Genomic DNA, 23034 nt, shown 5'->3' with positions numbered 1-23034 from the left:
CATGGCAGAACAGGCAAAACTTCCCCTCGGCAAGCTGCTGATCCAGAAAGGCGTGATCAGCGAGGACCAGCTGCGCATCGCCCTGATCGAGCAAAAGCGCAGCAGCGAGCCGCTGGGCAAGCTGCTCATCACCCTGGGCTTCGTCACCGAAGCCACGGTGCGCGAGGCGCTCAGCGAAAACCTCAAGCAGGTGAGCGCTGACCTGTCCAGCCTGGTGGTCGACGCCATCGCCCTGAAACTGATCCCGAAGGACGTGGCCAAGCGCTACCGCGTCTTCCCTATCGTCTACGAACGGCAGGCGGACAATCTGATCCTGGCCATGGCCGACACCAGCAATATCGTTGCGCTCGATCAAATCAGCGCCATGCTGGTCAAGGGCATCACGATTTCCACCGTGCTGGTCAACGAGTCCGACATCTCGCGCGCCATCGACCAGTACTATGGCTTCGAACTGTCGATCGACGGCATCCTGCACGAGATCGAGACGGGCGAGGTCAGCTACCAGAGCATGGCTTCGCCGTCGGACGAATACAGCCAGCCCATGGTGCGCCTGATCGACGCGCTGCTGGCCGACGCCGTGCAGAACGGCGCGTCCGACATCCATTTCGAGCCGGAACAGTCATTCCTGCGCATCCGCTACCGCATCGACGGCATCCTGCGGCAGATCCGCAGCCTGCACAAATCGTACTGGCCAGCCATGGCCGTGCGCCTGAAGGTGATGTCGAACATGAACATCGCCGAGGCGCGCGCGCCGCAGGATGGCCGCATCAGCATCAAGTTTTCTGGACGGCAAATCGACTTCCGCGCCTCGGCGCAGCCCACCACGCACGGCGAGAACTTCGTGCTGCGCGTGCTGGACCGACAGAAAGGCATCGTGCCGCTCGATGCGCTGGGCCTGGCCGAGTCGGAATTGAGCCTGCTCAAACTGATGATCGCGCGCCCCGACGGGGTGATCCTCGTCACGGGCCCGACGGGCAGCGGCAAGACCACCACCCTGTACTCGATCATCAACCACATCAATACGGAAAGCGTCAACATCATGACCCTGGAAGACCCGGTCGAGTATCCGATGAACATGATACGCCAGACCTCGGTCAACGAATCGGTCAAGCTGGGCTTTGCCGACGGCATCCGCTCGATGATGCGGCAAGACCCGGACATCATCCTGGTGGGCGAGATCCGCGACCGCGAAACGGCGGAAATGGCGTTTGCCGCCGCCATGACGGGCCACCAGGTGTATTCCACGCTGCACACGAACTCGGCCATCGGTTCCATCTCGCGCCTGCTCGATATCGGCATCCTGCCTGACATCATGGCCGGCAATATCATCGGCGTCGTGGCGCAGCGCCTGGTGCGACGGCTGTGTCCGCATTGCAAGGACACCGTGCTGGCCGACAGCGTCGAGCGCCGCCTGCTGGGTCTGGCGGCGGACGATGCGCCCGTCTCCATCTGCCGCGCCGTCGGCTGCGAACGCTGCGCGCACCAGGGCTACAAGGGCCGGCTGGCCATCATGGAAATCCTCAAGATGACGGCCGAACTCGATGAACTGACGGCGCGGCGCGCCAGCTCGCGCGAGCTCAAGGCCGCGGCGCGGGAGGCCGGCTTCACGGCCATCGTCGACGACGGCATGCGCCGCGTGCGCGAAGGCGTGACCACCCTCGAAGAAGTGGCGCGCGTGGTCGACCTCACCGATAGGCTGGCCTGATGCCGCAATATGTCTACCGCGCCATGGATGCGGCCGGCACCCTGATTCCCGGCAGCATGGAGGCGGCCAATGTGCCGGACCTGGAAGCGCGCCTGCACCGCATGCAGCTGGACCTGATCGACTGCAAGATCACGGGCCAGTACCTGGTGCTGCTGGGCAAGCGCGTCATCCACCGCCGCGACCTGATCAACTTTTGTTTCCACATGGAACAATTGACGGGCGCGGGCGTGCCCATCCTCGAAGGCTTGAACGACTTACGCGAAAGCACGGACCATCCGCGCCTGCGCGAGGTCGTCACGGACCTGATCGAAAGCATCGAGGGCGGCCTGCCCCTGTCCGGCGCGCTGGCCCAGCATGGCGACATCTTCGACGCCACGTTTACCAGCCTGATACTGGCGGGGGAACAGAGCGGCAAGATCGCCGACGTCTTCAAGAACCTGTCGGAAAGCCTGAAATGGCAGGACGAGCTGGCCTCGCAGACGCGCAAGATCGTCATGTACCCGGTCATCGTCGCCCTGGTGGTGGCGGGCGTGACGTTTTTCCTGATGATTTACCTCGTGCCCCAGCTGACGGCCTTCATCCGCAACATGGGCGGCGAGCTGCCGCTGCACACGCGCGTGCTCATTGCCGTGTCGAATGTCTTCATCCATTACTGGTATCTGCTGCTGGCCCTGCCCGTGCTGCTGTTTTTCGGCCTGCGCGCGTGGATACGCCGCAGCGAGGCGGCGCGCTACGCCTGGGACGGCCTGAAGCTGCGGCTGTGGCTGGTCGGCCCCGTGCTGCACAAGATCATCCTGGCCCGCTTCGCCACGTTCTTCGCGCTGATGTATGCTTCCGGCATCACGATTCTGGAATGCATCCGCCTGTCCGAAGGCATCGCCGGCAACCAGGTGGTGGCCGCCGGCCTGCGCCGCGCGGCCCAGCTGATCAGCGAAGGCCATGGCGTCACGGCCGCCTTCCAGCACACGGGCATCTTTCCGCCGCTGGTGATCCGCATGCTGAAGGTGGGTGAAGCGACGGGCTCGCTGGACACGGCCTTGCGCAATGTCAGCTATTTCTACAACCGCGAAGTGAAGGAACTGATAGAAAAAGTGCAAGCCATGATAGAGCCGGCCATGACGGTCATCCTGGGCCTGCTGCTGGGCTGGATCATGCTCTCGGTGCTCGGTCCCATCTACGACACCATCAGCACCATGAAAACCTGAGGCCGCCGTGTTCCGCAAACAATTGCTTTATCTCACCAGCGACGCCCTCTGCGCCTACGACTGGAACCACGGCGTGCTGGGTGCAGGCCAGGTGTTTCCCGCCAGCGCGGCCGGGCTCGACGGCTTCGCCGCCTGGCTGGAAGACCCGCAGGAGCGGCGGCTCGACGTGCCCGCCTACCTGCTGACGGACCTCATCGAGGAAGACTTCCAGCACCAGCTGCTGCCCCATGTACGGGGCAAGGCCGGACGCGCACTGCTGGAGCGCCGTCGCCAGCAGCTGCACCGCGACACGCCCTACCGCGGCAGCACCCTGCTGGGCCGCGAAAGCACGGGACGGCACGACGACCAGGTGCTGTTCTTTGCGCTGACCAACCCCTCGCTGCTGCAGCCGTGGACGGAAGCGCTCGAACACTTGCGCGTGCCCGTGGCCGGCATTTACTCGACCAGCCTGCTGAGTATTGCCCTGGTGAAAAAGCTCGCGCTCGCGCACGAACACCTGCTGCTGGTGACGCAGCAATCGGGCGGCTTGCGGCAAAGCTATTATGAAAAGGGCCAGCTGCGCTTCTCGCGCCAGACGGCCACCATCGCGCTCGACGGCGTGGCCGTGAATATCGCGCTGGAAACAGAAAAAACCCGGCAATTTCTCACCAGCACGCGCATGCTGGCGCGCGGCGACGTCTTGAATACCGTCATCCTGGCGCCGGCCGCGCAGATCGCCAAGCTCGAATTGCTGTGCGATAACGGCGTCGAGGTGGCCTACCACTTCATCGACCTGCAACTGGCGGGCCAGCGCGTGGGCTTGAAGCAGACGCCGGCGCTGGCCGACGAATTGCTGCTGACCTTGCTGGGCAAGCATCCGCCGCCCAGCCACTATCCGCCCGGACCGCTGGCCCGCTACTACCACTTCCAGCGCGCGCGCAAGACGCTGTACGGCGCCAGCGCGCTGATCGGCACGTCGGCAGCCCTGTGGTGCGTGATAAATTTGCTCGGAGGCATCAGCGACGGAGCCGCCACGCAGCGCTTGCAGCAGGAGACGGCGTCCTACCAGGAGCGCTACCGCAGCGTCATGTCGACCCAGCCGCCGGCGCCGGCCAAGACGCAGAACATGAAAGTGGCCGTGACCCTGGGACGCATGATCGCCATCCAGGCGCCCGAACCGGGCCGCCTGCTGGGCGTGCTGAGCGCGGCGCTGGACCAGGCGCCGCAAGTCAGGCTGAGCCAGCTGCACTGGAATGCGGGGCCGCCCCCCGCGCGCGCGGCCGGCAGCCAGCCTGCGCAGCAGCAGGGCACGGGCGCGCCGTCCGGCAGCGCCCTGGCCGGCATTCCCGTCGCGCCGCCGCAGGCGCTGCGCCTGGAAGCGGACGTGGACATGCCGCACAATGACTACCGCGCCGCGCTGGGCGCCATCACGGCCTTCGCGCAAACGCTGGCGCGCCAGCCTGGCCTGCGCGTGGCGATCGAGGAAGCGCCGCTGGACTTGCGCTCCAGCGCGACCCTGTCCGGCAAGAGCGCGGCGCCGGCCCCGGACAGCCAGGCCCGCTTCACCCTTTTGCTCGTGTGGCAGCCATGAGCGGCCCCGTGAAACAGCCGCTGCCCGGCATGAAGAAAGCCGCCCCGCCCGCCCGCGCCCTGCCCGCCTGGCTGGGCGAACTGCAGCTGATACGCCGGGCCCTGCTGTGCTTTACGCTGACCATGCTGAGCAGCCTGTTGCTGCTCAGCCTGAGCATCGCCTACCGCGAACGCGAGGCGCAGCAGCTGGACATCGCCCACCGCACGCGCTCGACGGCGGCAAGCCTGTTCAACCATGCGGAAGCGGAAAAGCAGGAAATCCGCGCCTACGAACCGCAGTTCCTGGCCCTGCGCCAGCGCGGCCTGATCGGCGAGGAAAACCGCCTGGCCTGGATCGACGCCATCCGCCTGAGCCAGGAACAGCGCAAGCTGTTGCCTATCAGCTACGATATCGGCGCGCAGCAAGTGCTGTCCGTGCCCTCGCCCATGGTCATGGGCCAGTACCAGCTGCGCGGCAGCGTGATGCAGCTGCGCATGGATCTGCTGCATGAAATGGACTTGCTGGACCTGCTCGATGACCTGCGCCGATCGGGCTATTTCGCCGTGCAGGAATGCTCGCTCAAGCGCAGCGGGGCGAGCGGCGCGGCCGCACCGGGCGCGCCGGCCGCCATGCCTGGCGTCCTCAGCGCCGATTGCAGCCTGCTGTGGCTGACCCTGGGCAGCGTGGCCGTGCCCGTGCTGGGGCGGCCATGAAGCGCGCCGCCCTCCTGTGCGCGCTGCTGGCCGGCGCCGTGCCTTCCCTCCAGGCCCAGGTGCCGCAGCTGGGACGGCTGTTTTCCACGCCCGAGCAGCGCAGCGCGCTCGATGCGCAGCGCTACGGCAAGCCGGCCGCCGGCCCGGCCGTGACCGCGCCGCCGCCACCGCCGCCACCGCCGCCGCCCGGCCCGCCCGTCGAACTGAAGGGCGTGGTGCAGCGCAGCAGCGGGCGCTCCACCGTCTGGCTGAACGAGACGCCGCAAACCGAGCCGCACAACAGCCTGGCGCGCGGCAGGGACAGCACCCTGAGCCTGCGCCTGTCGACGGGGCAGGTCGTACTGCTGAAACCGGGCCAGCGCTACGACCCGGCCACCGGCGCCGTCACGGAAGCGCCGGAGAGACAGCCATGATGCCGCAAGCACAGCGCCAGCGCGGCGCCGCCCTGCTGCTGCTCGTCGCTGTGCTGGGCCTGGGCGCGGCCAGCCTGCTGATCGGCGCCTTCGGCCGCAATACGGGCGAGGCGGCGCGCCAGCAGCGCACCTTGCTGACCCTGGCGCAGGCGCGCGACGCCCTGCTGGGCTTTGCGGCGACCAATGGCCGCCTGCCCCGCCCTGCCGCCTCCGCGCTCGACGGCCGCGAGCGCCCCGCCGACTGCGCCGGCGACGCCGATTGCAGCGGCTTCCTGCCGTGGGTGGCGCTGGGCGTGACGGGGGTCGATGCCTGGGGCAAGCTGCTGCGCTACAGCGTCACGCCGGAAATGGCGCGCGCGCCCATCGTTTCATTTTCCGCCGTCGCCAACCGCGTCGTGCTGCGCCGCGACGCGCGCGGCGAACTCGCCTACGTGGCGGGCCAGGAACAGTGCGACGTCAGCGCCCAGTGCCTGCCCGCCGTCCTGTTCTCGCAAGGCAGGGAGCGCTTCGGCACGGCCGCCAGCGGCATGCGGCAGGTCAATACGGCGCGCGGCAACGTCGACGAGGCCGCCAACGACAGCGACAGCCGCCGCTACATCAGCCGCCCGGCCAGCGCCCAGGATGGCGTGCCCGGCGGCGCCTACGACGACATGCTGGTCTGGATCAGCGTGCCGGTCCTGTACCAGCGCATGCGCGCCGCGCGCAACCTGCCATGAGCGTCCGCCAGCCGCAGCACCGCCGCCAGGCGGGCTTTTCCCTCATCGAGATCGCCATCGTGCTGGTCATCGTCGGCCTCATGATAGGCGGCCTCGTCACGCCCCTGACGGTGCAGCTGGAGCAGCGCAAGGTGGCCGAGACGCAACAGGCGCTGGAAGAGGCGAAGGAAGCGCTGACGGGCTACGCGCTGCGCTACGGCTACCTGCCCTGTCCCGCCGTCTCGCCCATGAACGGCCTGGAAGACCGGCGCGGCGCGCGCTGCAACGGCGACAAGCGCGTCGGCTTCCTGCCCTGGGCCACGCTGGGACTGCGCCAGGCGGACAGCTGGAACCACCTGCTGCGCTACAGCGTGACGCCCGCCTTCAGCGACAGCGAACAGCAGTTCAACCTGGGCACGCCGCGCGACATCAGCATCGTCACGCGCAACGGCGGCCCGCTGCTGCAGGCGACGGCGCTGAACGACATCCCTGCCATGATCATGTCACATGGCAAGAACGGCTATGGCGCCACCAGCGTGCAGGGCCAGCGCCAGGTCGTGCCCATGGGCAACAATGTCGACGAACGCAACAATGCAACGAGCGCCAACATCTACATCAGCCGCGCCGCCAGCGGCGCGCAGCAGCCGGGCGGCGAGTTCGACGACCTCGTCGTCTGGCTGTCGCCGAACATCCTGTTCAACCGCATGGTGGCGGCGCAAAGGTTGCCCCGCTGATGCCGCCAACGATGCTCCGGCCCGCCCTCACCATCGCCCGCTACACCCTGCTCGAGGCGCTGCGCAGCCGCCTGCTGTGGCTGTTCATCCTGGCGGCCTGCGGCGGCGCAGGCCTGGCCGGCTTCCTGCAGCAACTGGCGCTGACGGAAAGCGCCGCCGTGCAGACGGCCCTGCTGGCGGCCACGCTGCGCCTGGCCGGCGTCTTCCTGCTGGCCACCTTCGTCGTCACGAGCATGGCGCGCGAAGCGGCCGACAAGGGGCTGGAACTGCTGCTGGCGCTGCCCATGCCGCGCGCCGCCTACCTGCTGGGCAAGCTGCTGGGCTACGCGGTCCTGGCCGGCGTGCCGGCCGTGCTGTTCGGCCTGCTGGTGGCGCTGGTCGCGCCGGCCGCGCACAGTGCGCTGTGGGCCGCCTCCCTGCTGGGCGAATTGTGGATCGTGGCCGCCTTCAGCCTGCTGTGCGCGGCCAGCCTGCAGCAGGCGCTGCCGGCCCTGGCCGCCACCGGCGGCTTTTACGTGCTGGCGCGCACGGTGGGCAGCCTGCAGCTGCTGGCGCACGGCCCGCTGACGGGCCATTCCTGGCCGCAGCAGGCCATGACGGGTGCCATCGACGTGCTGGCCCTGCTCTTGCCGCGCCTCGACGATTTTACGCGCACGGAATGGCTGCTGTACGCCAGCGGCGGCTGGCAGGCGCTGGCCGGCGTGGCGGCGCAAACCATCATCTATGCTGGCTTGCTGGCCAGTTGCGCGCTGTGCGACTTTTACCGCAGGAATATCTGATGCGCGCCGCCCTGCGTCCCTGGTCCACCGTGCCGCGCGCCCTGTGCTGGCTGCTGGCGGCCAGCCTGCTGCTGCAGCTGGGCTGGCGCCTGGCGCAGCAGCAGGACCCTGCCCGGGCGCGGCCGCTGCCCGCGCCGCCGCCGGCGGCCGTGGCGCGCCTGGCCAGCCTGGGCGAGCCGCTGGCCATGTCGAAGGCGATGCTGCTGTACCTGCAATCGTTCGAGGACCAGCCCGGCGTGAGCCTGCCGTGGCGGGAGCTCGACTACGACCGCCTGGCCGGCTGGCTGGACACGGCGCAGGCGCTGGACCCGCGCAGCCGCTACGCGCTGGTGGCCGCCAGCGAGGTGTATGCGGGCGTGGCCGACCCCGTGCGCGCGCGGCGCATGCTCGACTTCATTGCCGCCAGCTTCGCGGCCGACCCGGCGCGCCGCTGGCCCGCCATGGCGCAGGCGGTGCTGCTGGCCAAACACCAGCTGCACGACCTGCCGCTGGCGCTCGGCTATGCGCGCGCGCTGCGCCGGCTGGCGACGGGGCCGCAGGTGCCGCCGTGGGCGCGCGAAATGGAAGCGTTCATCCTGGAAGACATGGACCAGCTCGACAGCGCCCGCCTGGTGATCGGCGGCCTGATACAAAGCGGCCAGATCAGCGACCCGCACGAACTGGCCTTTCTCGCCGGCCGGCTCGACGAGCTTGCCAGCCAAATTGCCGCAAAGAAAGCAAAGGCGGCGCCGTGACCGGGCGCCTGAAATGCCAGCGCACACGATGCCAATTGCAGTAAACTGTGACACCAGGCTGCCGCACTTTTTTTATAAGGAATTCCCATGCCACAACATCGCCAGCACGGCTTTACGCTCGTCGAAATCGCCATTGTCCTCGTCATCATCGGGCTGCTGCTGGGCGGCGTGCTGAAGGGGCAAGGCCTGATCGACAGCGCCAAGGTGAAAAACATCATCCAGCAGTCCAATTCGCTGACGGCCGCCGTCAACGCCTACCAGGACAAATTCCGCGCCCTGCCCGGCGACGACATCCAGGGCACGGTGCACGTGCCCAATTCGGCCGGCAACGGCAATGGCGACGGCCAGATCGGCGACGGCCAGCCGCGCGAATTCACGCTGGCGCCGCAGCACCTGGCACTGGGCGGCTTCATTACCGGCTCGTACAACGGCACCTCGCAGTTCATGACCAGCGCCCAGGGCGGCGCCGTCTACCTGTACAACGACGAAGTGGGCGGCCGCGCCGGCAACGGCATCCGCTTCGATAACTTGCCGGAAGGCTACGCCGAGCAGATAGACAGCAAACTCGACGATGGCGTGGCCAGCACGGGCTCCGTCCGGGCGAACATGCCATATGGCAATACCGGTGCTATCATTCCCCGCACCGCCGTGTTTTTCTGACAAGGCCGTCACTATGGAAGGAATACCATGACACTGCACCGTAAATTCATCATCTCCGTGGCCGCCGCCTGCGCCGTGCTGGCCGGCAGCGCACAAGCCCAGTACGTGGGGCCGTCCGTCGGTCCCGACGCGCCCAAGACGGTCGCCGCCGTCCTGAAAAATCCCGTCGACGACCAGGCCGTCGTGCTGCGCGGCCACCTGCTGCGCAAGGTGGGCAACGAAAAATACACTTTCTCCGATGGCACGGCGGAAATCCGCGTGGAAATCGACAATAAAGTCTTCATGAACCGCAAGATCGACGCCAAAACACTGGTGGAAATCCGCGGCGAAGTGGAAAAGGATTTCATGGAAAGCCCGGAAATCGATGTCGACGTGCTGACCGTCGTCCAGTAAGCCCTGCCTGGCGTCCCGCCGCGCGCCGGCGGAACGCCTCCCGCCTGCCCCTGCCCCTGCGCGGCGCGGCGCCCTCCCCTGTGTGCCTTGTGCAACTCTTTTTTCGGGCCAGAAACTAGGCTTGTCAGAAGAATCAATTTCGTCTAGCATCTTTTCATTCAAGGTCAGCCAGCGCCAGCGCGAGCCTGCCTGTCGACTCATCCATTCTGGGAGCTTTCCGGGTGCAAGATTTGCCTTCGATACGCTCAAGAATTTCATGGCTGGTGCTCGCCTGGGTCTTCCCGACGGCGCTGGTCTTTCTCCTGCTCGTGGCGCAAAGCTACACGCGCGAACGCGACCACGTCGTCAGCGAGACGGCGCAGGCGGCGCGCGCCGTGGCCGCCGCCGTCGAACGCGACCTGGACGGCGCGCAGATGGCCGCGCGCATCCTCGCCCGCGCACCCGCCCTGCAGGCCGGCGACAGTGGCGCCCTGCGCGCGCTGGCCGACGCCGTGCTGCCTCCCGGACCTGCCGCCGCCACCTTCATCGTCTCCGACGCCTCGGGACGCCAGCTGCTCAATACGGCGCTGCCGGCCGGCCAGGCGCCGCCGCCCCTGCCGCAGAAATGGATGGCCAGCCTGCAGCGCGCGCGCGACGCCGGCAAGCCACGCCTGACGAGCCTGCTCACGACGGCCGACGGCGCGCCCCAGCTGGCCCTGAACCTGCCGCTGCCGCGCCAGCCGGGCGGCACGGGCGGCGACCGCGTGCTCACGGCGCTGTACCCGGCCGATTACCTGCCCATGCTGATGCGCAGCCTGAACATGCCGCCCTACCTGGGCGCGGTCATCATCAATGCGGACGGCATCAACGTGGCGCGCACCCTGGCGCCGCAGCGCTACGTGGGCCAGCGCAGCGCGGCGCCCCTGCTCGACGCGATGCGCCAGGCCCGCGAAGGCGTGCTGCGCCATGCCTCGCTGGAAGGCATCGACGTCTACACGGGTTTTCACCGCGCGCGCGGCGACGGCTGGACCGTGGCCGTCACGATACGCACGAGCACCGTGGCGGACGCCCTGCTGCGCTCGGTCGTCACGGGCTCCCTGATCCTGGCCCTGCTGCTGGGCGCCGCCTACGCGCTGGCCTGGCGCGTGGGCGGGCGCCTGGCGCGCACCCAGCAGGAGCTGACGCAGCAGATCCAGGCCCTGGCGCAGGGCAAGCCTTTGATCTGGAGCAAACATTCGGACCGCGAATCGGCCGACATGGCCGACGCCCTGGGCGCGCTGGAGCGCGACCTGCGGCGCCACCGCACGCAGCTCGAAAGCCTGGTGGCCGAGCGCACGCTGGCCCTGGAGAAATCCACGCGCCTGCTGGAAACCGTGTATGCGACGGCGCCCATCGGCATGCTGTTCGTCGACCGCGAGCTGCACATCGTCATGATCAACCAGTACCTGGCGGCCATCAACGGGGCCAGCGTGACGCAGCACCTGGGCCGCCCCGTGGGCGCCATGCTGTACGACGAAGCCGTGCGGGCCGAAGTGGAGCGCTGCCTGCGCCAGGTGCTGGAAACGGGCTTGCCCATCGTCGACATGGAATTGAAGGGCCATAGCGGGCAGCAGCGCGAGCAGATCAGCCACTGGGTCGTTTCCTGCCACCCGATCTTCGGGCCGGAACAGCAATTGCTGGGCGTCTCGGGCCTGTGGCTGGACATTAGCGAGCGCAAGCGCGCGGAAGCGGAATTCCGCCGCTCCAAGCACCTGTTCGCCACCATCATCGAAAACATCCCGGCCATGGTCTTCGTCAAGCGCGCCGACAAGCTCAGCTTTGAAATGGTCAACCGCCATGCGGAGCTGACCTTGGGCCGCTCGCGCGAGCAACTGCTGGGCAAGACTGACCATGACTTCTTTCCGCCGCAGCAGGCGGCCGCCTTCGTCGGCGCCGACCGCAAGCTGCTGGCCACGGGCCAGATGGTGGAAATCGATCAGGAAGCGATCAACACGGCCGACGGCACGACGCGCCATTTCACCACGCGCAAGGTGGTCTTGCGCGACGACGCGGGGCGCGCCAGCCACGTGCTGGGCGTGTCCATCGATGTCACGGAGCGCAAGCGGGCCAGCGAGGTGCTGCACGCCACCACCCGGCGCCTGGAGCAGAGCGAGCGCTTCATCCGCACCGTCACCGACAACCTGCCCGGCATGGTGTCGTACTGGGGCCACGATTTGCGTTGCCAATTTGCAAATAAATTCTACAATGAGTGGTTTGGCCGCAGCAGCGCCGAGCTGCTGGGCATCCACATGAGCGAACTGCTGGGGCAGGAACTGTTCGACGTGTATGCGCCCCACGTGGAAGGCGTGCTGGCGGGCCGGCCGCAAAGCTTCGAGCGCGACCTGCTCGACCCGGCGGGCCAGGTGCGCCACACGTGGACCAACTACATCCCCGATTTCGACGACAACGGCGGCGTGCGGGGCTTTTTCGTGCTGGCCTCGGACGTGTCCGAACTCAAGCGCACGGAATTGCGCCTGCACGAACTCAACGAACAGATGGGGCGCGCGCGCGACAAGGCCGAGGCGGCCAGCGTGGCGAAGAGCGAGTTCGTCGCCAACATGAGCCATGAAATCCGCACGCCGATGAACGCCATCATCGGCCTGGCGCGGCTGCTGGAAGAGTCGCCGCTGGAGCGGCGCGAGCGCAGCTATGTCGGCAAGATCCAGATGGCGACCCAGTCGCTGCTCAACATCGTCAACGACGTGCTGGACTTTTCCAAGATCGAGGCGGGCCAGATGGTGCTGGAGCGGCGCCGCTTCCAGATCGAGCACATGCTGGGCAGCGTCGCCGTGCTGCTGGCCAACAGCGCCTGGGCGCGCGGCGTGGAGCCCGTCTTCGTGCTCGATCCCCGCGTGCCGGCCGAACTGGTCGGCGACGCCCTGCGCGTCGAGCAGATCCTGATCAACCTGGTGGGCAACGCCGTCAAGTTCACCAGGCAGGGCGAGGTGGTGCTGTCCATCCGCAGCGTGGCCGAGGATGCGGCCAGCGTGACCGTGGAGTTTTCCGTGCGCGACACGGGCATCGGCATCGGCGCGGCCGAGCAGGAGCACATCTTCGACGCGTTTTCCCAGGGCGACAGCAGCACCAGCCGCAAGTACGGCGGCACGGGGCTGGGGCTGGCCATTTGCCGCCGCATGGTGGACTTGATGGGTGGCAACATCAGCGTCAGCAGCACCCTGGGCGCAGGGTCGGACTTCCGCTTCCGCTGCCGCTTCGAGCGCGTGGCGGAGGAACCGGCCGGAACGGCGGCCGATGCACGCGCCGGCGGCCGGCCGCCCCCCCTGTCGCTGCTGATCATCGACGACAACGCCAGCGTGCGCGCCATGCTGGAAGACTGGTGCGCGGCGCAGGGCTGGCACAGCCGCAGCGCCGACGGCGGCGCGGCCGGCCTGGCCCTGCTGCGCGCCCATGCCGACGGCGCGCAGGCGGCGGACCTGGTGCTGCTCGACGCGGCCATGCCGGGCATGGACGGCATATCCATGCTCACCGAGGCGCGCGCCGATGCACTGCTGGCGCTGCCGCCCGTGATCATGCTGGTGGCCGACCAGGACAGCGAAAACCTCGAACACCTGGCCGACAGCCTCATGCTCGCCGGCATCGTCGCCAAACCGGCCACGCCGGCGCGCCTGCTGGCGGCCGTCAGCGCCGTGCGCGACGGACGCAATGGCCGCAGCGCGCCATCCATGCTGCCCGTGTCCACGCCCCTGTCTGGCTTGCTGGCCGGCGTGCGCGTGCTGCTGGTGGAAGACAATGAAATCAACCAGGAAGTGGCGCAGTACATACTGCTGCACTCGGGCGCACACGTGGCCGTGGCCGCCAATGGCCGGCTGGCCGTGGACTTGCTCGCGCACACGCCGGACGCCTGGGACGTGGTGCTGATGGACTTGCAGATGCCCGTCATGAACGGCTACGAAGCCACGCGGGCCATCCGCGCGCTGGGCCTGGCGGACCTGCCCATCGTGGCCATGACGGCCAACGCCATGGACGAGGACCGCCTGCGCGCCATCGCCAGCGGCATGAATGCGCACGTGGCCAAGCCCATCGACGTCGACGACATGATCGCGACCCTGACGCGCCTCGTGCCGGCACTGGCGGGCGCGGCCGGCAATGGCGCGGCCCCGCCCGGCGCTCCCGCCGCCGCCACCCCGGAAGTGCCCGCCAGCCTGCCCGGCATCGACCTGGCGGCCGCCCTGCACCGCTTCGGCGGCGACTACGGCGCCTTCCTGGCCCTGCTCAAGCGCTTTGAGAATTCGCAAGGCGACGCCGTCGAGGAAACGCGGCGCCTGCTGGCCGCCGGCCAGGCGCAGCAGGCGGCGCAGTTGCTGCATCGCGTGTGCGGCGTGGCGGCCAACCTGGGCGCCACGCATGTCGCCAGCCTGGCCGGCGCGGCGGAAAAGGCGCTGAAAGCGGCGCCGCCGCAGGCCACGGCCAGCCTGCTGCAGCAGCTAGAAAACGCGATGAGCGAAGTCATCGTGGCGGCGCGCACCCTGCCCCTGCCGCGCAGCGAGCCTTTGGCGGCCGCGCCCGGCGACGGGCAGATCGACTTGCGCGCCGGCCTGGCCGAACTGCTCGTATTGATACGTAACAACAACCTGAAGGCGCTGGCCCGTTTCCACGCCCTGCACCCCGCCATCCAACAGTCAGACCGGGAAGCGGCCCTGGCGATGGCAAACGCGATCGAAACGCTGAATTTCTCCGAAGCGGAAAAACTCGTGCTCGATCAGCTGAAACGAGAGGAAAACAAGTGAGCTGGACCAACCTTGCCATGAATGGGCGCATCCTCATCGTCGATGACGCCATGGAAAACATCCAGATCCTGCACCAGTTGCTGCGCGAGGAGCACGAGGTGCTGTTTGCCCTGAGCGGAGAAAAGGCGCTGGAAATTGCGCACAATCAGCTGCCGGACCTGATCCTGCTCGACGCCGTCATGCCCGGCATGGATGGCTACGCCGTCTGCAATGCGCTGCGCGAATCGGCCATCCTCAGCGCCATCCCCGTCATCTTCGTCACGGCCCTGAACCAGCCCGAGGACGAGACGCGGGCGCTGGAAGCGGGCGCCGTCGATTTCATCACCAAGCCGTTCAATGCCGCCGTCGTGCGCGCCCGCGTGCGCAGCCAGCTGACCATCAAGAGGCAGGCCGACGCCATGCGCGAACTGTCGCTGACGGACTCGCTGACGGGCGTGGCCAACCGGCGCAGCTTCAACGAGGCCATGGACAGCGAATGGCGGCGCTGCGCGCGCGACGGCGTGCCGATGGCCATCATCATGGCCGACATCGACCATTTCAAGGATTACAACGATACCTATGGCCACCAGGCGGGCGACCTGTGCCTGCAACAGGTGAGCGCCGCCCTGCGCCGCTGCGCCGTGCGCCCGCCCGACCTGCTGGCGCGCTACGGCGGCGAGGAATTCATCATCCTGCTGCCGCAGGAAACGCGCGACGGCGCCGAAGTGGTGGCCCAGCGCATCCTCGAGGAAGTGCGCGCGCTGGAAATTGCCCACGCCAGGTCGAGCGCCGGCCCCCACGTCACCGTCAGCCTGGGCATGGCCAGCGTCATGCCCACGGAAGGCATGGACCCCAGCGCCCTGATCCGCGCCGCCGACGCCCTGCTGTACCGCGCCAAGCATACGGGGCGGGACAGGTATTGCGCGTCGGAGGGGGAGTGAGCGGAGAGGCTGTGCCGTTTCCGCCGATTGCGCATCTGCTGCGAATGCCGCGCCGCTATCCGCCAACAGTTGATTGGGCGATTTCAAGGTCGGAGATTCTTGATCTCGGCCAGCTGACATTTGGCAGGGAATAAATAAAGTGCGCCATAGAATTAAAATTGTATGGCGATTTTTTCGTTCCGCCCGGAACTCCAATTAAATTACCGGCAGATAAATTTTTTTATCCTGCAATTACTTCAATTCGGCAATGCCAACGACATATCACATGCGGCGTCATTTCCCAGGCCACGCCTCAATGCAATATATTTTTCAGCCCTCTGAAAAATTCCCGCATATAAACTAAAAATTCCACATCACACCAATAACACACAGTAATTTGGCGAACGGTGGTGCGCGTAATCGTTTTATTTGTGCGGGGACAAATCCATGGCCAGGAACTCGTGTTCAAATTATTTTTCAAATAACGGGAGATGACGATGCAATCTTTCATATTTTTTGCAAAAACTCTGCTATTTTTTTTCATCTCACTAAATGCAGTGGCCCAGGTCACGCTGCCTGTGCCAAAACCTGCCGCGGTTTTCGGAAGCTATCTGGCTGGCTATGGCTGCAGATACACCTTTACGGGAAGCTGCAATTTCGCCATAACGCCCTCCTCACCGCTTGTTGCGCAAGAAAAAAACGAGACAGGGAGACTTATTGATTCCATTAATTCCCAATACGGCGCTGCCCATGTTGGCGGGCAATTCAATGACCTGAACTATCTTCCAAAACTGGGTGCCTATGCCTATGCATATGGCATCCCCCCGCAAATAAACAATCCAGACCCTTCAAAATATACCGGCCAAACTGGAACGATGATGGATGCGAATATCTGGTCTGTCGCACGGTATCGTTACAACGGATCGAGCCCGAATCAACTGTCCCTGCGCGCCGCGCTCGATACTGAAATTCATCTACCTGAAGATAATCCGCTACTCGGCCACTCACTCATGCGCATAGGCGTATTCACAAGCAATGACTACAATTACAGCATCGATGGCATTTGCCCTATTGGCGGATTTACAGGATGCAGTACAAATTCAACCAATTTGGGAAATTTATCGGTCTCATTATCATCGACCGATCGGTGGATACTGGAGATTCTCTATGATGTCCTCCCGGGGCAGGAATTTTACGTCGGCGCCATGCTCGATGCCAATGTGTGCTGCAACGGAGTGGTCAATTCATCGCGCACCATGACCATGCAGTTCAGCGACACGACAAACCTGGAATTGCTTTCAGTTGCAGGTGCGCCAATTAATGCAGTTGACGAACCCCCGACAGTTCTTTTAGCCGCAATCGGATTAATCTTATTGATATCGATTAGGAAAAAGTCTTCGAAAGCATCCCCAGGTCGGCCACCTGGCCAGCTGGCTGCAAGCTGCGGCACAGTGCGCCGCATGTGGGCTTACGCCCTACTCGCCGCTAAACCGGCCCAGGAAGTAGGCACTGCCTGATGGCCTTTTCACTCTGGCCTCTTGATCAACGGACTATGCCGTCCAGTGGTGGCTCAGGGATAGCAGCGCATCAGGAACTCCGCCACGCACACGGGTTTCGTGTCGCCTTCCCTCTCCATGGTCACGGCCCAGTTCACCTGCGCTCCTTCCGGCAGGTCGTCCACGGAGAGAATGTCGAGTCGCGCGCGCAATCGGCTGCCGACGGGCACGGGAGCGGGAAAGCGCACCTTATTCAAGCCGTAGTTGATGGCCATGCGGATGCCGGCCATGTGCAGCGCCCCCGCAAGCATGGCGGGCAACAGCGACAAGGTCAGAAAACCGTGCGCCACGGTGCCGCCGTACGGCGACTCGCGCGCGCAGCGCTCGGCGTCCACATGGATCCATTGGTGATCGTCCGTGGCGTCGGCAAAGGTGTCGATGCGCTGCTGCGTGACGGTGAGCCAGTCGGAGACGGCCACGTGCTGTCCCGACAAGGCCTGGAAACCGGCGATGCCGGCGATATCACGCACGGGCCTGCTCCTCTTGCGCCACGGGGCGGCGGCCGAACATGCCCATGCCCTCGACGGTGGTCACCACCTCGCCATGCTGGTTGCGCACGCTCCACACGGAAATGACGATGCCGCGGTCCGGCTTCGAGGTGGACGGCCGCACTTCCTTGACCTGGTAGGTCAGGTGCAGGGTGTCGCCCGCGCGCACGGGCTTGAGCCAGCGGATGCTGTCCAGGCCGGGCGAGCCCATGCTGGACGAATGCCTGAGCAGGTTGTCCACCACCAGGCGCATCATCAGGCCGCAAGTGTGCCAGCCGCTGGCGATGACGCCCTTGAAGATGGTTTTTTCAGCGGCCGCATGGTCGACGTGGAATGGCTGCGGGTCGAAATCCGTGGCGAAGGCGATGATTTCCTTTTCTGTCACGTGGCGCTGACCCAGGTCGATTTCCAGGCCCTGCGTAAAGTCTTCGAAATACCAATGCTTGGGGCTGATTTCGGTCAATGCGGTCATGCGGTCTCCGTCGGCAAGAAGCCCGGCTGGGCGATAAAGCGCTCGATGTGATGGTCCACGTCGCCCAGGGTCAGGGCGATCATGGAGAGGCGCTTGAAATGGTGGGCGGCCGGCAATTCGTCCGTCACGCCCATGCCGCCATGCAATTGCACGGCTTGCTGGCCGACAAAGGTGGCGGCCAGGCCCACGCGCGCCTTGGCGGCGGACACCGTGCGGCGGCGCTCCGCCGCGTCCTCGCTGCCGGCATTGGCGGCGGCCAGCATGGCCATCGAACGGGCTTGCTCCAGGTGGATGAACATATCGGCCATGCGGTGCTGCAAGGCCTGGAACTTGCCGATCGGCGCGCCGAACTGCTGGCGCGTCTTCAAGTAGTCGAGCGTGGCGGCAAAGATGGCGTCCATGGCGCCCACGGCTTCCGCGCACAGCAAGGCGGCGCCATAGTCGAGCGCCGCGTCGAGCACGGGCCAGCCCTGCCCCGCTTGGCCGATCAGGGCGTCGTGACCCAGCACCACTTGCACGAGGGTCACGGTGGCGGCGCGCTGGCCGTCGATGGTGCGGTAGTCGCGCACGGAAACGCCGGGCGCGTCCACGGGCACGAGGAACAGCGAAATGCCGTCCGTCTCATCCTGGCCGCCGCCGCTGCGCGCCGACACTATCAGAGAGTCCGCCTGGGCGCCATGAATGACGACGGTTTTCTCGCCGTCCAGCACGAAGCCGTCGCCGCTGGCGATGGCCGTGGTGGCGATGTCGTGCATGTCATGGCGCGCCTGGCGCTCGCCCAGCGCGCAAGCCAGTTTCAGGCTGCCGCTGGCGACCTGTTCCAGCACGGCGTCGTGGCCGCCCGCCAGGGTCAAAAAGCGCGCCCCCAGCACGGTGGCGAAATACGGTTCGACCACCAGGCCACGGCCCAGTTCCTGCATTACCAGCAGCATGTCGACGGCCGTGCCGTCGAAGCCGCCCGCGGCGGCCGGCAGCGGCAAGGCCGTCATGCCCAACTCGGCCAAGGTGGCCCAGGCGGCATCGGACGTGCCCGTGGCGGAATGGATGATGGTTTGCCGCGTTTCAAACGGGTAATCCTTGTCGACCCAGCGCCTGAGCGCGTCGGCGAATTGCTGCTGTTCCTGATTGAATTGGAAGTCCATGTCGTCTCCTTCTGGCTTACAGGCCCAGGATCATCTGCGTGATGATGTTTTTCTGGATTTCATTCGAGCCGCCATAGATCGATGTCTTGCGGTAATTGAAGTAATACGCGGCCAGCGGCGCGGCCAGATCGTCGCCGCCCGCGCTGTGGGGCGCGCTGCCTTCGAGAAATGCCGGGTCGAATGGCAAGGCTTGCGGGCCGATGGCTTCGACCATCAGTTCCGTCAGCTGCTGCTGCAGTTCCGAGCCGCGCACCTTCAGCATGGACGCCTGCGGCCCCGGCCCCTTGCCCTCGTCGCTGATGACGCGCAAGACCGTCATTTCCAGCGCCATCAATTCGATTTCGAGGGTAGCGACCTTGGCGGCAAACGCGGGATCGTGCAGCAGCGGCGCGCCGCGCTTGCTCTGCTGCATGGCCAGCTGCTTGAGGAATGTCAATTCGCGCTTGGAGCGGCCCACGGCGGCGATGCCGGTGCGCTCGTGGCCCAGCAGGTACTTGGCGTAGGTCCAGCCCTTGTTTTCCTGGCCGACCAGATTGCTGACGGGCACGCGCACATTGTCAAAAAAGACTTCGTTCACTTCGTGTTCTTCATCGAGCATGATGATGGGGCGCACGGTGATGCCCGGCGTTTTCATGTCGATCAGCAAGAAACTGATGCCTTCCTGCTTGCGCACCGTGCTGTCCGTGCGCACCAGGCAAAAGATCATGTCCGCGTGCTGGCCCAGGGTGGTCCAGGTTTTCTGGCCGTTGACGACGTAATGGTCGCCGTCGCACTCGGCCGTGGTTTTCAGGGAAGCCAGGTCGGAACCGGCGCCGGGCTCCGAGTATCCCTGGCACCACCAGTCGTCGCAGTTGAGGATACGCGGTAAGTAATATGCCTTTTGTTCGGCGCTGGCGAAGGCCATGATGACGGGCGCCACCATGTTGATGCCGAAAGGCAAGATCGGCGGCGTGGCGGCGCGCGCGCACTCGTCTTCCCAGATATGGCGCTGCACGGACGTCCAGCCCGTGCCGCCGTATTCGACGGGCCAGGCCGGCGCGGCCCAGCCTTGTTGCGCGACAATCTTGTGCCAGCGCACATAGTCATCGCGGTTCAGGCGCAGATGCTGGCGCACCTTGCGCTGCAAGTCCGCCGGCAGATGGGTGTCGAGGAAGGCGCGCACCGTGTCGCGGAACGCCGTCTCCCCGGCCGTGTAATGCAGGTCCATGTCTGTCTCCTTGTTCTTATGAGTTGCCGTGATGCCTGCACGCAAGGAAGCTCAGCGCACAAAAAAGCACGACCGTTCTCAAGGATTGTACAACAGAATCCGTGTCGTGCCAGCGGTTTTGCAGCACAGATGGCGCCCATCGCAGCCCCATTTTATGGCGCTGCAGCTATCGACAAGATAAAATTTCTTTATGGACAACATCGAGAAAAATAATGCTATGCTGCAATAATCACAAACATAATAGAAATGACAAAATGGAGCATTTATACAATCACGCCGCTATCGGCTATGCAAACTTGTGGTGGAGACAGGACCGCTTGTTCCTGAAACGCATGAAAGACAAGGACATGACGGCGATGGCGGCCACGTTGGGCGATATCGCCACGGCGTATAGCGTCATTCGCGGCATCCCTGACGGCCGGAGATATGCTGGTTGGGATGATACCGCCAAGAAATTACTCAGCATGAAAAAGCTCAGTGCATCAACTTATGTGCATGCAGTGGATCAACTACAGAGCGAACTCGTCAAGACGCGCAAGTTAATGTCCGCGGCGTCCAAGATTCTTTGGTTCCATAGCAAGAGTCCCGTAAAAATCTTCGATAAGCGCGCGGCTGATGCGCTGGACTTCAAGAATGGCTCCTATCTTGATTATTGCGGACGGTGGTCATCTGAATTCAAACAGTCTGAAGAGGCAATCTTGCGTGCCATTGAAAAACTGATTCAGCATATCGATTGCACGACGATTCCACCGGCAGGGCGCGATGAATTCTATGACGTGGTCAATCAAAAGTGGTTCGCTGAACGGGTTTTTGACAAGTACCTGTGGGAGAAAGGCGGCAAGTGACGAGTCCCTTGTCGGATGAGTAGAGGACTTGCACTCCTGCTGAGTGAGCCCCATGCTAAGCGCCCCCCCCTGTGCCACGGAGCAGGCCGAGGGGCGATGAAACTTCCAACCTATGTTCAACGCGAACCAGCGGAAATAATCTACGACTTCGGAGTCCATGACAACGAACCGCTTTGTAGCAACTGTTCAACGGCCGGTTCGGAGAAAGACCGCCAACAGCAGGTCTTGGCCGCAATCACCCATACAAATGCAGCAGCACCTGCACGGCCACGATCTTGACGATGGTCATGCTGGGGAAAATCATCGCATAGCCGAGATTCGGGCGGTCGGACTTGGCCAGGCGGTTGGCAAATACGAGCACGGCCGGGTTGCCCGTGGCGCCGGCCGCGATGCCGAGCAACTCGGGAAACGGCAGGCGCAGGAAGACCTTGCCCAGGATCACCACAAGGGCCACCACCACCAGCACCGTCACGGCCCCCAGCACCAGCATGGGCAAGCCGTCGGCGCCCACCTGCTGCACGAAAGGCAAGCCGGAGGCCATGCCGACGGAGGCGAGGAAAATCGTCAAGCCATAGTTGCGCATGACCAGGTTGGCAGACAGGGGCAGGCGCCAGCTGATCTTGCCCACCCTGCCCAGGCGTCCCAGGATCAGCGCCATCACCAGCGGACCGCCCGCCAGGCCCAGGCTGAACGAGCCTATCCACGGCAACGGTATCGGTACCAGGCCCAAGAGCACACCGAGCACCATGCCCATGCCCAGCGAGACATAGCTGAACTCGGCCGTGGCCGTGATGGAATTGCCGAACAGCTTGCGCACGTCGGCCGCATGTTTCGCCGGCGCGATGACCATCACCCGGTCGCCGAATTCCAGGGTCAGGAAGGGGTGCGGCAGGATCATCGCGTCGCCACGGCGGATGAACGCGATCTGCAGCGGAAAGTCTTTTGCCAGGTTCAATTCGCCCAGCGGCACGCCGACGATTTCCGCGTCCGACACGAACACTTCCGTGCCGTCGAAGGCGCTGCGGTCCTTCATCAGCCGGCCCGGGTCCAGGTGGCCCAGCGCCGTGCGCGCCGCTTCCACGCCCGCCACCGTGCCGGACACCATCAGCGCGTCACCCACGCCAAGCACCAGCGAGGGGTCGGGCAAGCGATTCTGGTGGCCCTGGCGCACGCCGATCACTTGCACGCCCGCCAGCGGGCCGTCGGCCAGTTCGGAAAGCGTCGCACCCGCCAATGCCGCTGCATCGATGGTGATTTCCGACACGACGATGGGCGCCGGCGGCGGCGTCAGCACGGGTTTTAATATGCGCCCGGCCAGGTACAGGCCCAGCATGGGGCCGACGACGCCGAACGGATACGCCACCGCATAGCCGACGGCCGCGTCGCCATTGCCGTGCGACGCTTCCAGCGCCGCCTGCAGGGCGGCCGTGCTGGTCATGGCGCCGGCAAACACGCCGCTGGCCATGCGCAGCGAGATATCGATCCACTGCCCGCCCCAGACGGACACGGCCAGGCCGCCCATGACGGCGGCAAAGGCGATCAGATTGTGTTTCTGCCCCGCGCCGCGCAAGCCGGCAAAGAACTGTACGCCGTACTGCACGCCTATGCCATACAGAAACAGCAGCAGGCCGATGGAGCCGACCATGGGCGGCGGCACGGAACCGGGCGCAAAGGCGCCCAGCGCCAGCCCCGCGAACAGCACGCCGCCCACGCCCAGCGAAAAACCGAACACGCTGACGCGCCCCAGCGCATAACCGGCACCGATGACGAGAAACAGGGCGAGGATGGGGGTGGACTCCAGCGTGTGGCGAAATAATTGAAGCATCAGGAACCTTGGTCTGGGGAAGGCCCAGTTTAGCATGCACAAAAGCAACATCATGCCCGGATGACAAGCTAGCGTGTGCGGCAACATGCACGGTAAAAAGAGCAAAAAAAAGCCCGCTGCGGGAGCGGGCTGAAGCTAATTCCTGTGAGGAAGTAGAGGAGACAGGTGCAATGATGCCGCATTGCAGCATATCAATCCAATTGCATGTTGTGATGATAGAAATATGCTTTATCAATATCTCTTCAGGCCGTTCC

General features: G+C 65.2%; 20 protein-coding genes. 15 read left to right on the top strand and 5 right to left on the bottom strand.

Annotated elements, in window-relative coordinates; genetic code table 11:
• The first annotated feature begins 1 nt into the window (after position 1).
• The 14 genes from BXA07_RS22510 (at position 2) to BXA07_RS30390 (ending at position 16762) form a co-directional block, all read left to right on the top strand.
• A complete protein-coding gene (locus tag BXA07_RS22510) occupies positions 2–1705 on the top strand; it encodes a GspE/PulE family protein (RefSeq protein WP_076571045.1) in 1704 nt (567 codons plus the stop codon).
• A complete protein-coding gene (locus BXA07_RS22505; protein ID WP_076571043.1) occupies positions 1705–2910 on the top strand; it encodes a type II secretion system F family protein in 1206 nt (401 codons plus the stop codon). The genes BXA07_RS22510 and BXA07_RS22505 overlap by 1 nt, the downstream gene beginning before the upstream one ends.
• A 7-nt stretch (positions 2911–2917) precedes the next feature.
• Positions 2918–4480 (top strand): hypothetical protein, encoded by a 1563-nt coding sequence (locus tag BXA07_RS22500; RefSeq protein WP_076571042.1) that lies wholly within the window; start codon positions 2918–2920, stop codon positions 4478–4480.
• 8 nt (positions 4481–4488) lie between these two features.
• Positions 4489–5172, top strand: a complete 684-nt coding sequence (locus BXA07_RS22495) for a hypothetical protein (RefSeq protein ID WP_244556370.1) — start codon at positions 4489–4491, stop codon at positions 5170–5172.
• Complete coding sequence (locus BXA07_RS22490) at positions 5169–5585, top strand: hypothetical protein (RefSeq protein ID WP_076571040.1); 417 nt, start codon at positions 5169–5171, stop codon at positions 5583–5585. The genes BXA07_RS22495 and BXA07_RS22490 overlap by 4 nt, the downstream gene beginning before the upstream one ends.
• Positions 5582–6301: a hypothetical protein gene (locus BXA07_RS22485; protein ID WP_244556369.1), complete on the top strand. Its 720-nt coding sequence runs from the start codon at positions 5582–5584 to the stop codon at positions 6299–6301. The genes BXA07_RS22490 and BXA07_RS22485 overlap by 4 nt, the downstream gene beginning before the upstream one ends.
• Positions 6298–7014, top strand: a complete 717-nt coding sequence (locus BXA07_RS22480; protein ID WP_076571039.1) for a type II secretion system protein — start codon at positions 6298–6300, stop codon at positions 7012–7014. The genes BXA07_RS22485 and BXA07_RS22480 overlap by 4 nt, the downstream gene beginning before the upstream one ends.
• Positions 7014–7793 carry an ABC transporter permease subunit gene (locus BXA07_RS22475; RefSeq protein ID WP_076571037.1) on the top strand — a complete coding sequence of 260 codons (780 nt, stop codon included), beginning with the start codon at positions 7014–7016 and terminating at the stop codon, positions 7791–7793. The genes BXA07_RS22480 and BXA07_RS22475 overlap by 1 nt, the downstream gene beginning before the upstream one ends.
• Positions 7793–8527 carry a hypothetical protein gene (locus tag BXA07_RS22470; protein WP_076571035.1) on the top strand — a complete coding sequence of 245 codons (735 nt, stop codon included), beginning with the start codon at positions 7793–7795 and terminating at the stop codon, positions 8525–8527. The genes BXA07_RS22475 and BXA07_RS22470 overlap by 1 nt, the downstream gene beginning before the upstream one ends.
• An 87-nt stretch (positions 8528–8614) precedes the next feature.
• Entirely contained in the window at positions 8615–9187 is a 573-nt protein-coding gene (locus BXA07_RS22465; protein ID WP_076571034.1) for a prepilin-type N-terminal cleavage/methylation domain-containing protein, read from the top strand.
• A gap of 27 nt (positions 9188–9214) precedes the next feature.
• Positions 9215–9580 carry a YgiW/YdeI family stress tolerance OB fold protein gene (locus BXA07_RS22460; protein ID WP_076571032.1) on the top strand — a complete coding sequence of 122 codons (366 nt, stop codon included), beginning with the start codon at positions 9215–9217 and terminating at the stop codon, positions 9578–9580.
• 221 nt (positions 9581–9801) lie between these two features.
• Positions 9802–14346: a PAS domain-containing protein gene (locus BXA07_RS22455; protein ID WP_244556368.1), complete on the top strand. Its 4545-nt coding sequence runs from the start codon at positions 9802–9804 to the stop codon at positions 14344–14346.
• Complete coding sequence (locus tag BXA07_RS22450; RefSeq protein ID WP_083708460.1) at positions 14343–15266, top strand: diguanylate cyclase domain-containing protein; 924 nt, start codon at positions 14343–14345, stop codon at positions 15264–15266. Before BXA07_RS22455 ends, BXA07_RS22450 begins: the two co-directional genes overlap by 4 nt.
• Before the next feature lie 476 nt (positions 15267–15742).
• Positions 15743–16762, top strand: a complete 1020-nt coding sequence (locus tag BXA07_RS30390) for a hypothetical protein (RefSeq protein ID WP_139335704.1) — start codon at positions 15743–15745, stop codon at positions 16760–16762.
• Between the two features lie 53 nt (positions 16763–16815).
• On the opposite strand, the gene BXA07_RS22445 is transcribed toward BXA07_RS30390, so the two are convergent.
• From BXA07_RS22445 to BXA07_RS22430, 4 genes are read right to left on the bottom strand one after another with little or no spacing between them, the layout of a single operon-like run.
• Entirely contained in the window at positions 16816–17271 is a 456-nt protein-coding gene (locus BXA07_RS22445) for a MaoC family dehydratase (protein ID WP_076571028.1), read from the bottom strand.
• Positions 17264–17761: a MaoC family dehydratase gene (locus BXA07_RS22440; RefSeq protein ID WP_076571026.1), complete on the bottom strand. Its 498-nt coding sequence runs from the start codon at positions 17759–17761 to the stop codon at positions 17264–17266. The genes BXA07_RS22445 and BXA07_RS22440 overlap by 8 nt, the downstream gene beginning before the upstream one ends.
• Positions 17758–18903, bottom strand: a complete 1146-nt coding sequence (locus tag BXA07_RS22435) for an acyl-CoA dehydrogenase family protein (RefSeq protein WP_076571025.1) — start codon at positions 18901–18903, stop codon at positions 17758–17760. The genes BXA07_RS22440 and BXA07_RS22435 overlap by 4 nt, the downstream gene beginning before the upstream one ends.
• 16 nt (positions 18904–18919) lie before the next feature.
• Positions 18920–20110: an acyl-CoA dehydrogenase family protein gene (locus BXA07_RS22430; protein ID WP_076571023.1), complete on the bottom strand. Its 1191-nt coding sequence runs from the start codon at positions 20108–20110 to the stop codon at positions 18920–18922.
• Between the two features lie 332 nt (positions 20111–20442).
• Here BXA07_RS22430 and BXA07_RS22425 point away from each other — a divergent pair, with 332 nt between their 5' ends.
• Positions 20443–20955, top strand: coding sequence for a hypothetical protein (locus BXA07_RS22425; RefSeq protein WP_212592351.1), 513 nt, complete (start codon positions 20443–20445; stop codon positions 20953–20955).
• Positions 20956–21190: 235 nt separating this feature from the next.
• Here BXA07_RS22425 and BXA07_RS22420 read toward each other — a convergent pair whose 3' ends face one another.
• The gene (locus BXA07_RS22420) at positions 21191–22780 is read right to left on the bottom strand and encodes an aspartate:alanine exchanger family transporter (RefSeq protein ID WP_076571020.1); all 1590 of its coding nucleotides are present in this window, start codon (positions 22778–22780) and stop codon (positions 21191–21193) included.
• Positions 22781–23034 lie beyond the last annotated feature (254 nt).

It is taken from the genome of Janthinobacterium sp. TND4EL3, from assembly GCF_900156175.1.
Classification (GTDB): domain Bacteria; phylum Pseudomonadota; class Gammaproteobacteria; order Burkholderiales; family Burkholderiaceae_D; genus Janthinobacterium.
The sequence above is the reverse complement of the archived record's forward strand: the minus strand, read 5'-3'. Positions and strand labels throughout refer to the sequence as shown.

Bases quoted from the DNA above. Each gene is read 5' to 3' on its own strand.
- BXA07_RS22510 (WP_076571045.1), top strand. From the start codon at position 2: ATGGCAGAACAGGCAAAACTTCCCCTCGGCAAGCTGCTGATCCAGAAA.
- BXA07_RS22505 (WP_076571043.1), top strand. From the start codon at position 1,705: ATGCCGCAATATGTCTACCGCGCCATGGATGCGGCCGGCACCCTGATT.
- BXA07_RS22490 (WP_076571040.1), top strand. From the start codon at position 5,169: ATGAAGCGCGCCGCCCTCCTGTGCGCGCTGCTGGCCGGCGCCGTGCCT.
- BXA07_RS22485 (WP_244556369.1), top strand. From the start codon at position 5,582: ATGATGCCGCAAGCACAGCGCCAGCGCGGCGCCGCCCTGCTGCTGCTC.
- BXA07_RS22480 (WP_076571039.1), top strand. From the start codon at position 6,298: ATGAGCGTCCGCCAGCCGCAGCACCGCCGCCAGGCGGGCTTTTCCCTC.
- BXA07_RS22475 (WP_076571037.1), top strand. From the start codon at position 7,014: ATGCCGCCAACGATGCTCCGGCCCGCCCTCACCATCGCCCGCTACACC.
- BXA07_RS22470 (WP_076571035.1), top strand. From the start codon at position 7,793: ATGCGCGCCGCCCTGCGTCCCTGGTCCACCGTGCCGCGCGCCCTGTGC.
- BXA07_RS22465 (WP_076571034.1), top strand. From the start codon at position 8,615: ATGCCACAACATCGCCAGCACGGCTTTACGCTCGTCGAAATCGCCATT.
- BXA07_RS22460 (WP_076571032.1), top strand. From the start codon at position 9,215: ATGACACTGCACCGTAAATTCATCATCTCCGTGGCCGCCGCCTGCGCC.
- BXA07_RS30390 (WP_139335704.1), top strand. From the start codon at position 15,743: ATGCAATCTTTCATATTTTTTGCAAAAACTCTGCTATTTTTTTTCATC.
- BXA07_RS22440 (WP_076571026.1), bottom strand. From the start codon at position 17,761: ATGACCGCATTGACCGAAATCAGCCCCAAGCATTGGTATTTCGAAGAC.
- BXA07_RS22435 (WP_076571025.1), bottom strand. From the start codon at position 18,903: ATGGACTTCCAATTCAATCAGGAACAGCAGCAATTCGCCGACGCGCTC.
- BXA07_RS22430 (WP_076571023.1), bottom strand. From the start codon at position 20,110: ATGGACCTGCATTACACGGCCGGGGAGACGGCGTTCCGCGACACGGTG.
- BXA07_RS22425 (WP_212592351.1), top strand. From the start codon at position 20,443: ATGAAAGACAAGGACATGACGGCGATGGCGGCCACGTTGGGCGATATC.
- BXA07_RS22420 (WP_076571020.1), bottom strand. From the start codon at position 22,780: ATGCTTCAATTATTTCGCCACACGCTGGAGTCCACCCCCATCCTCGCC.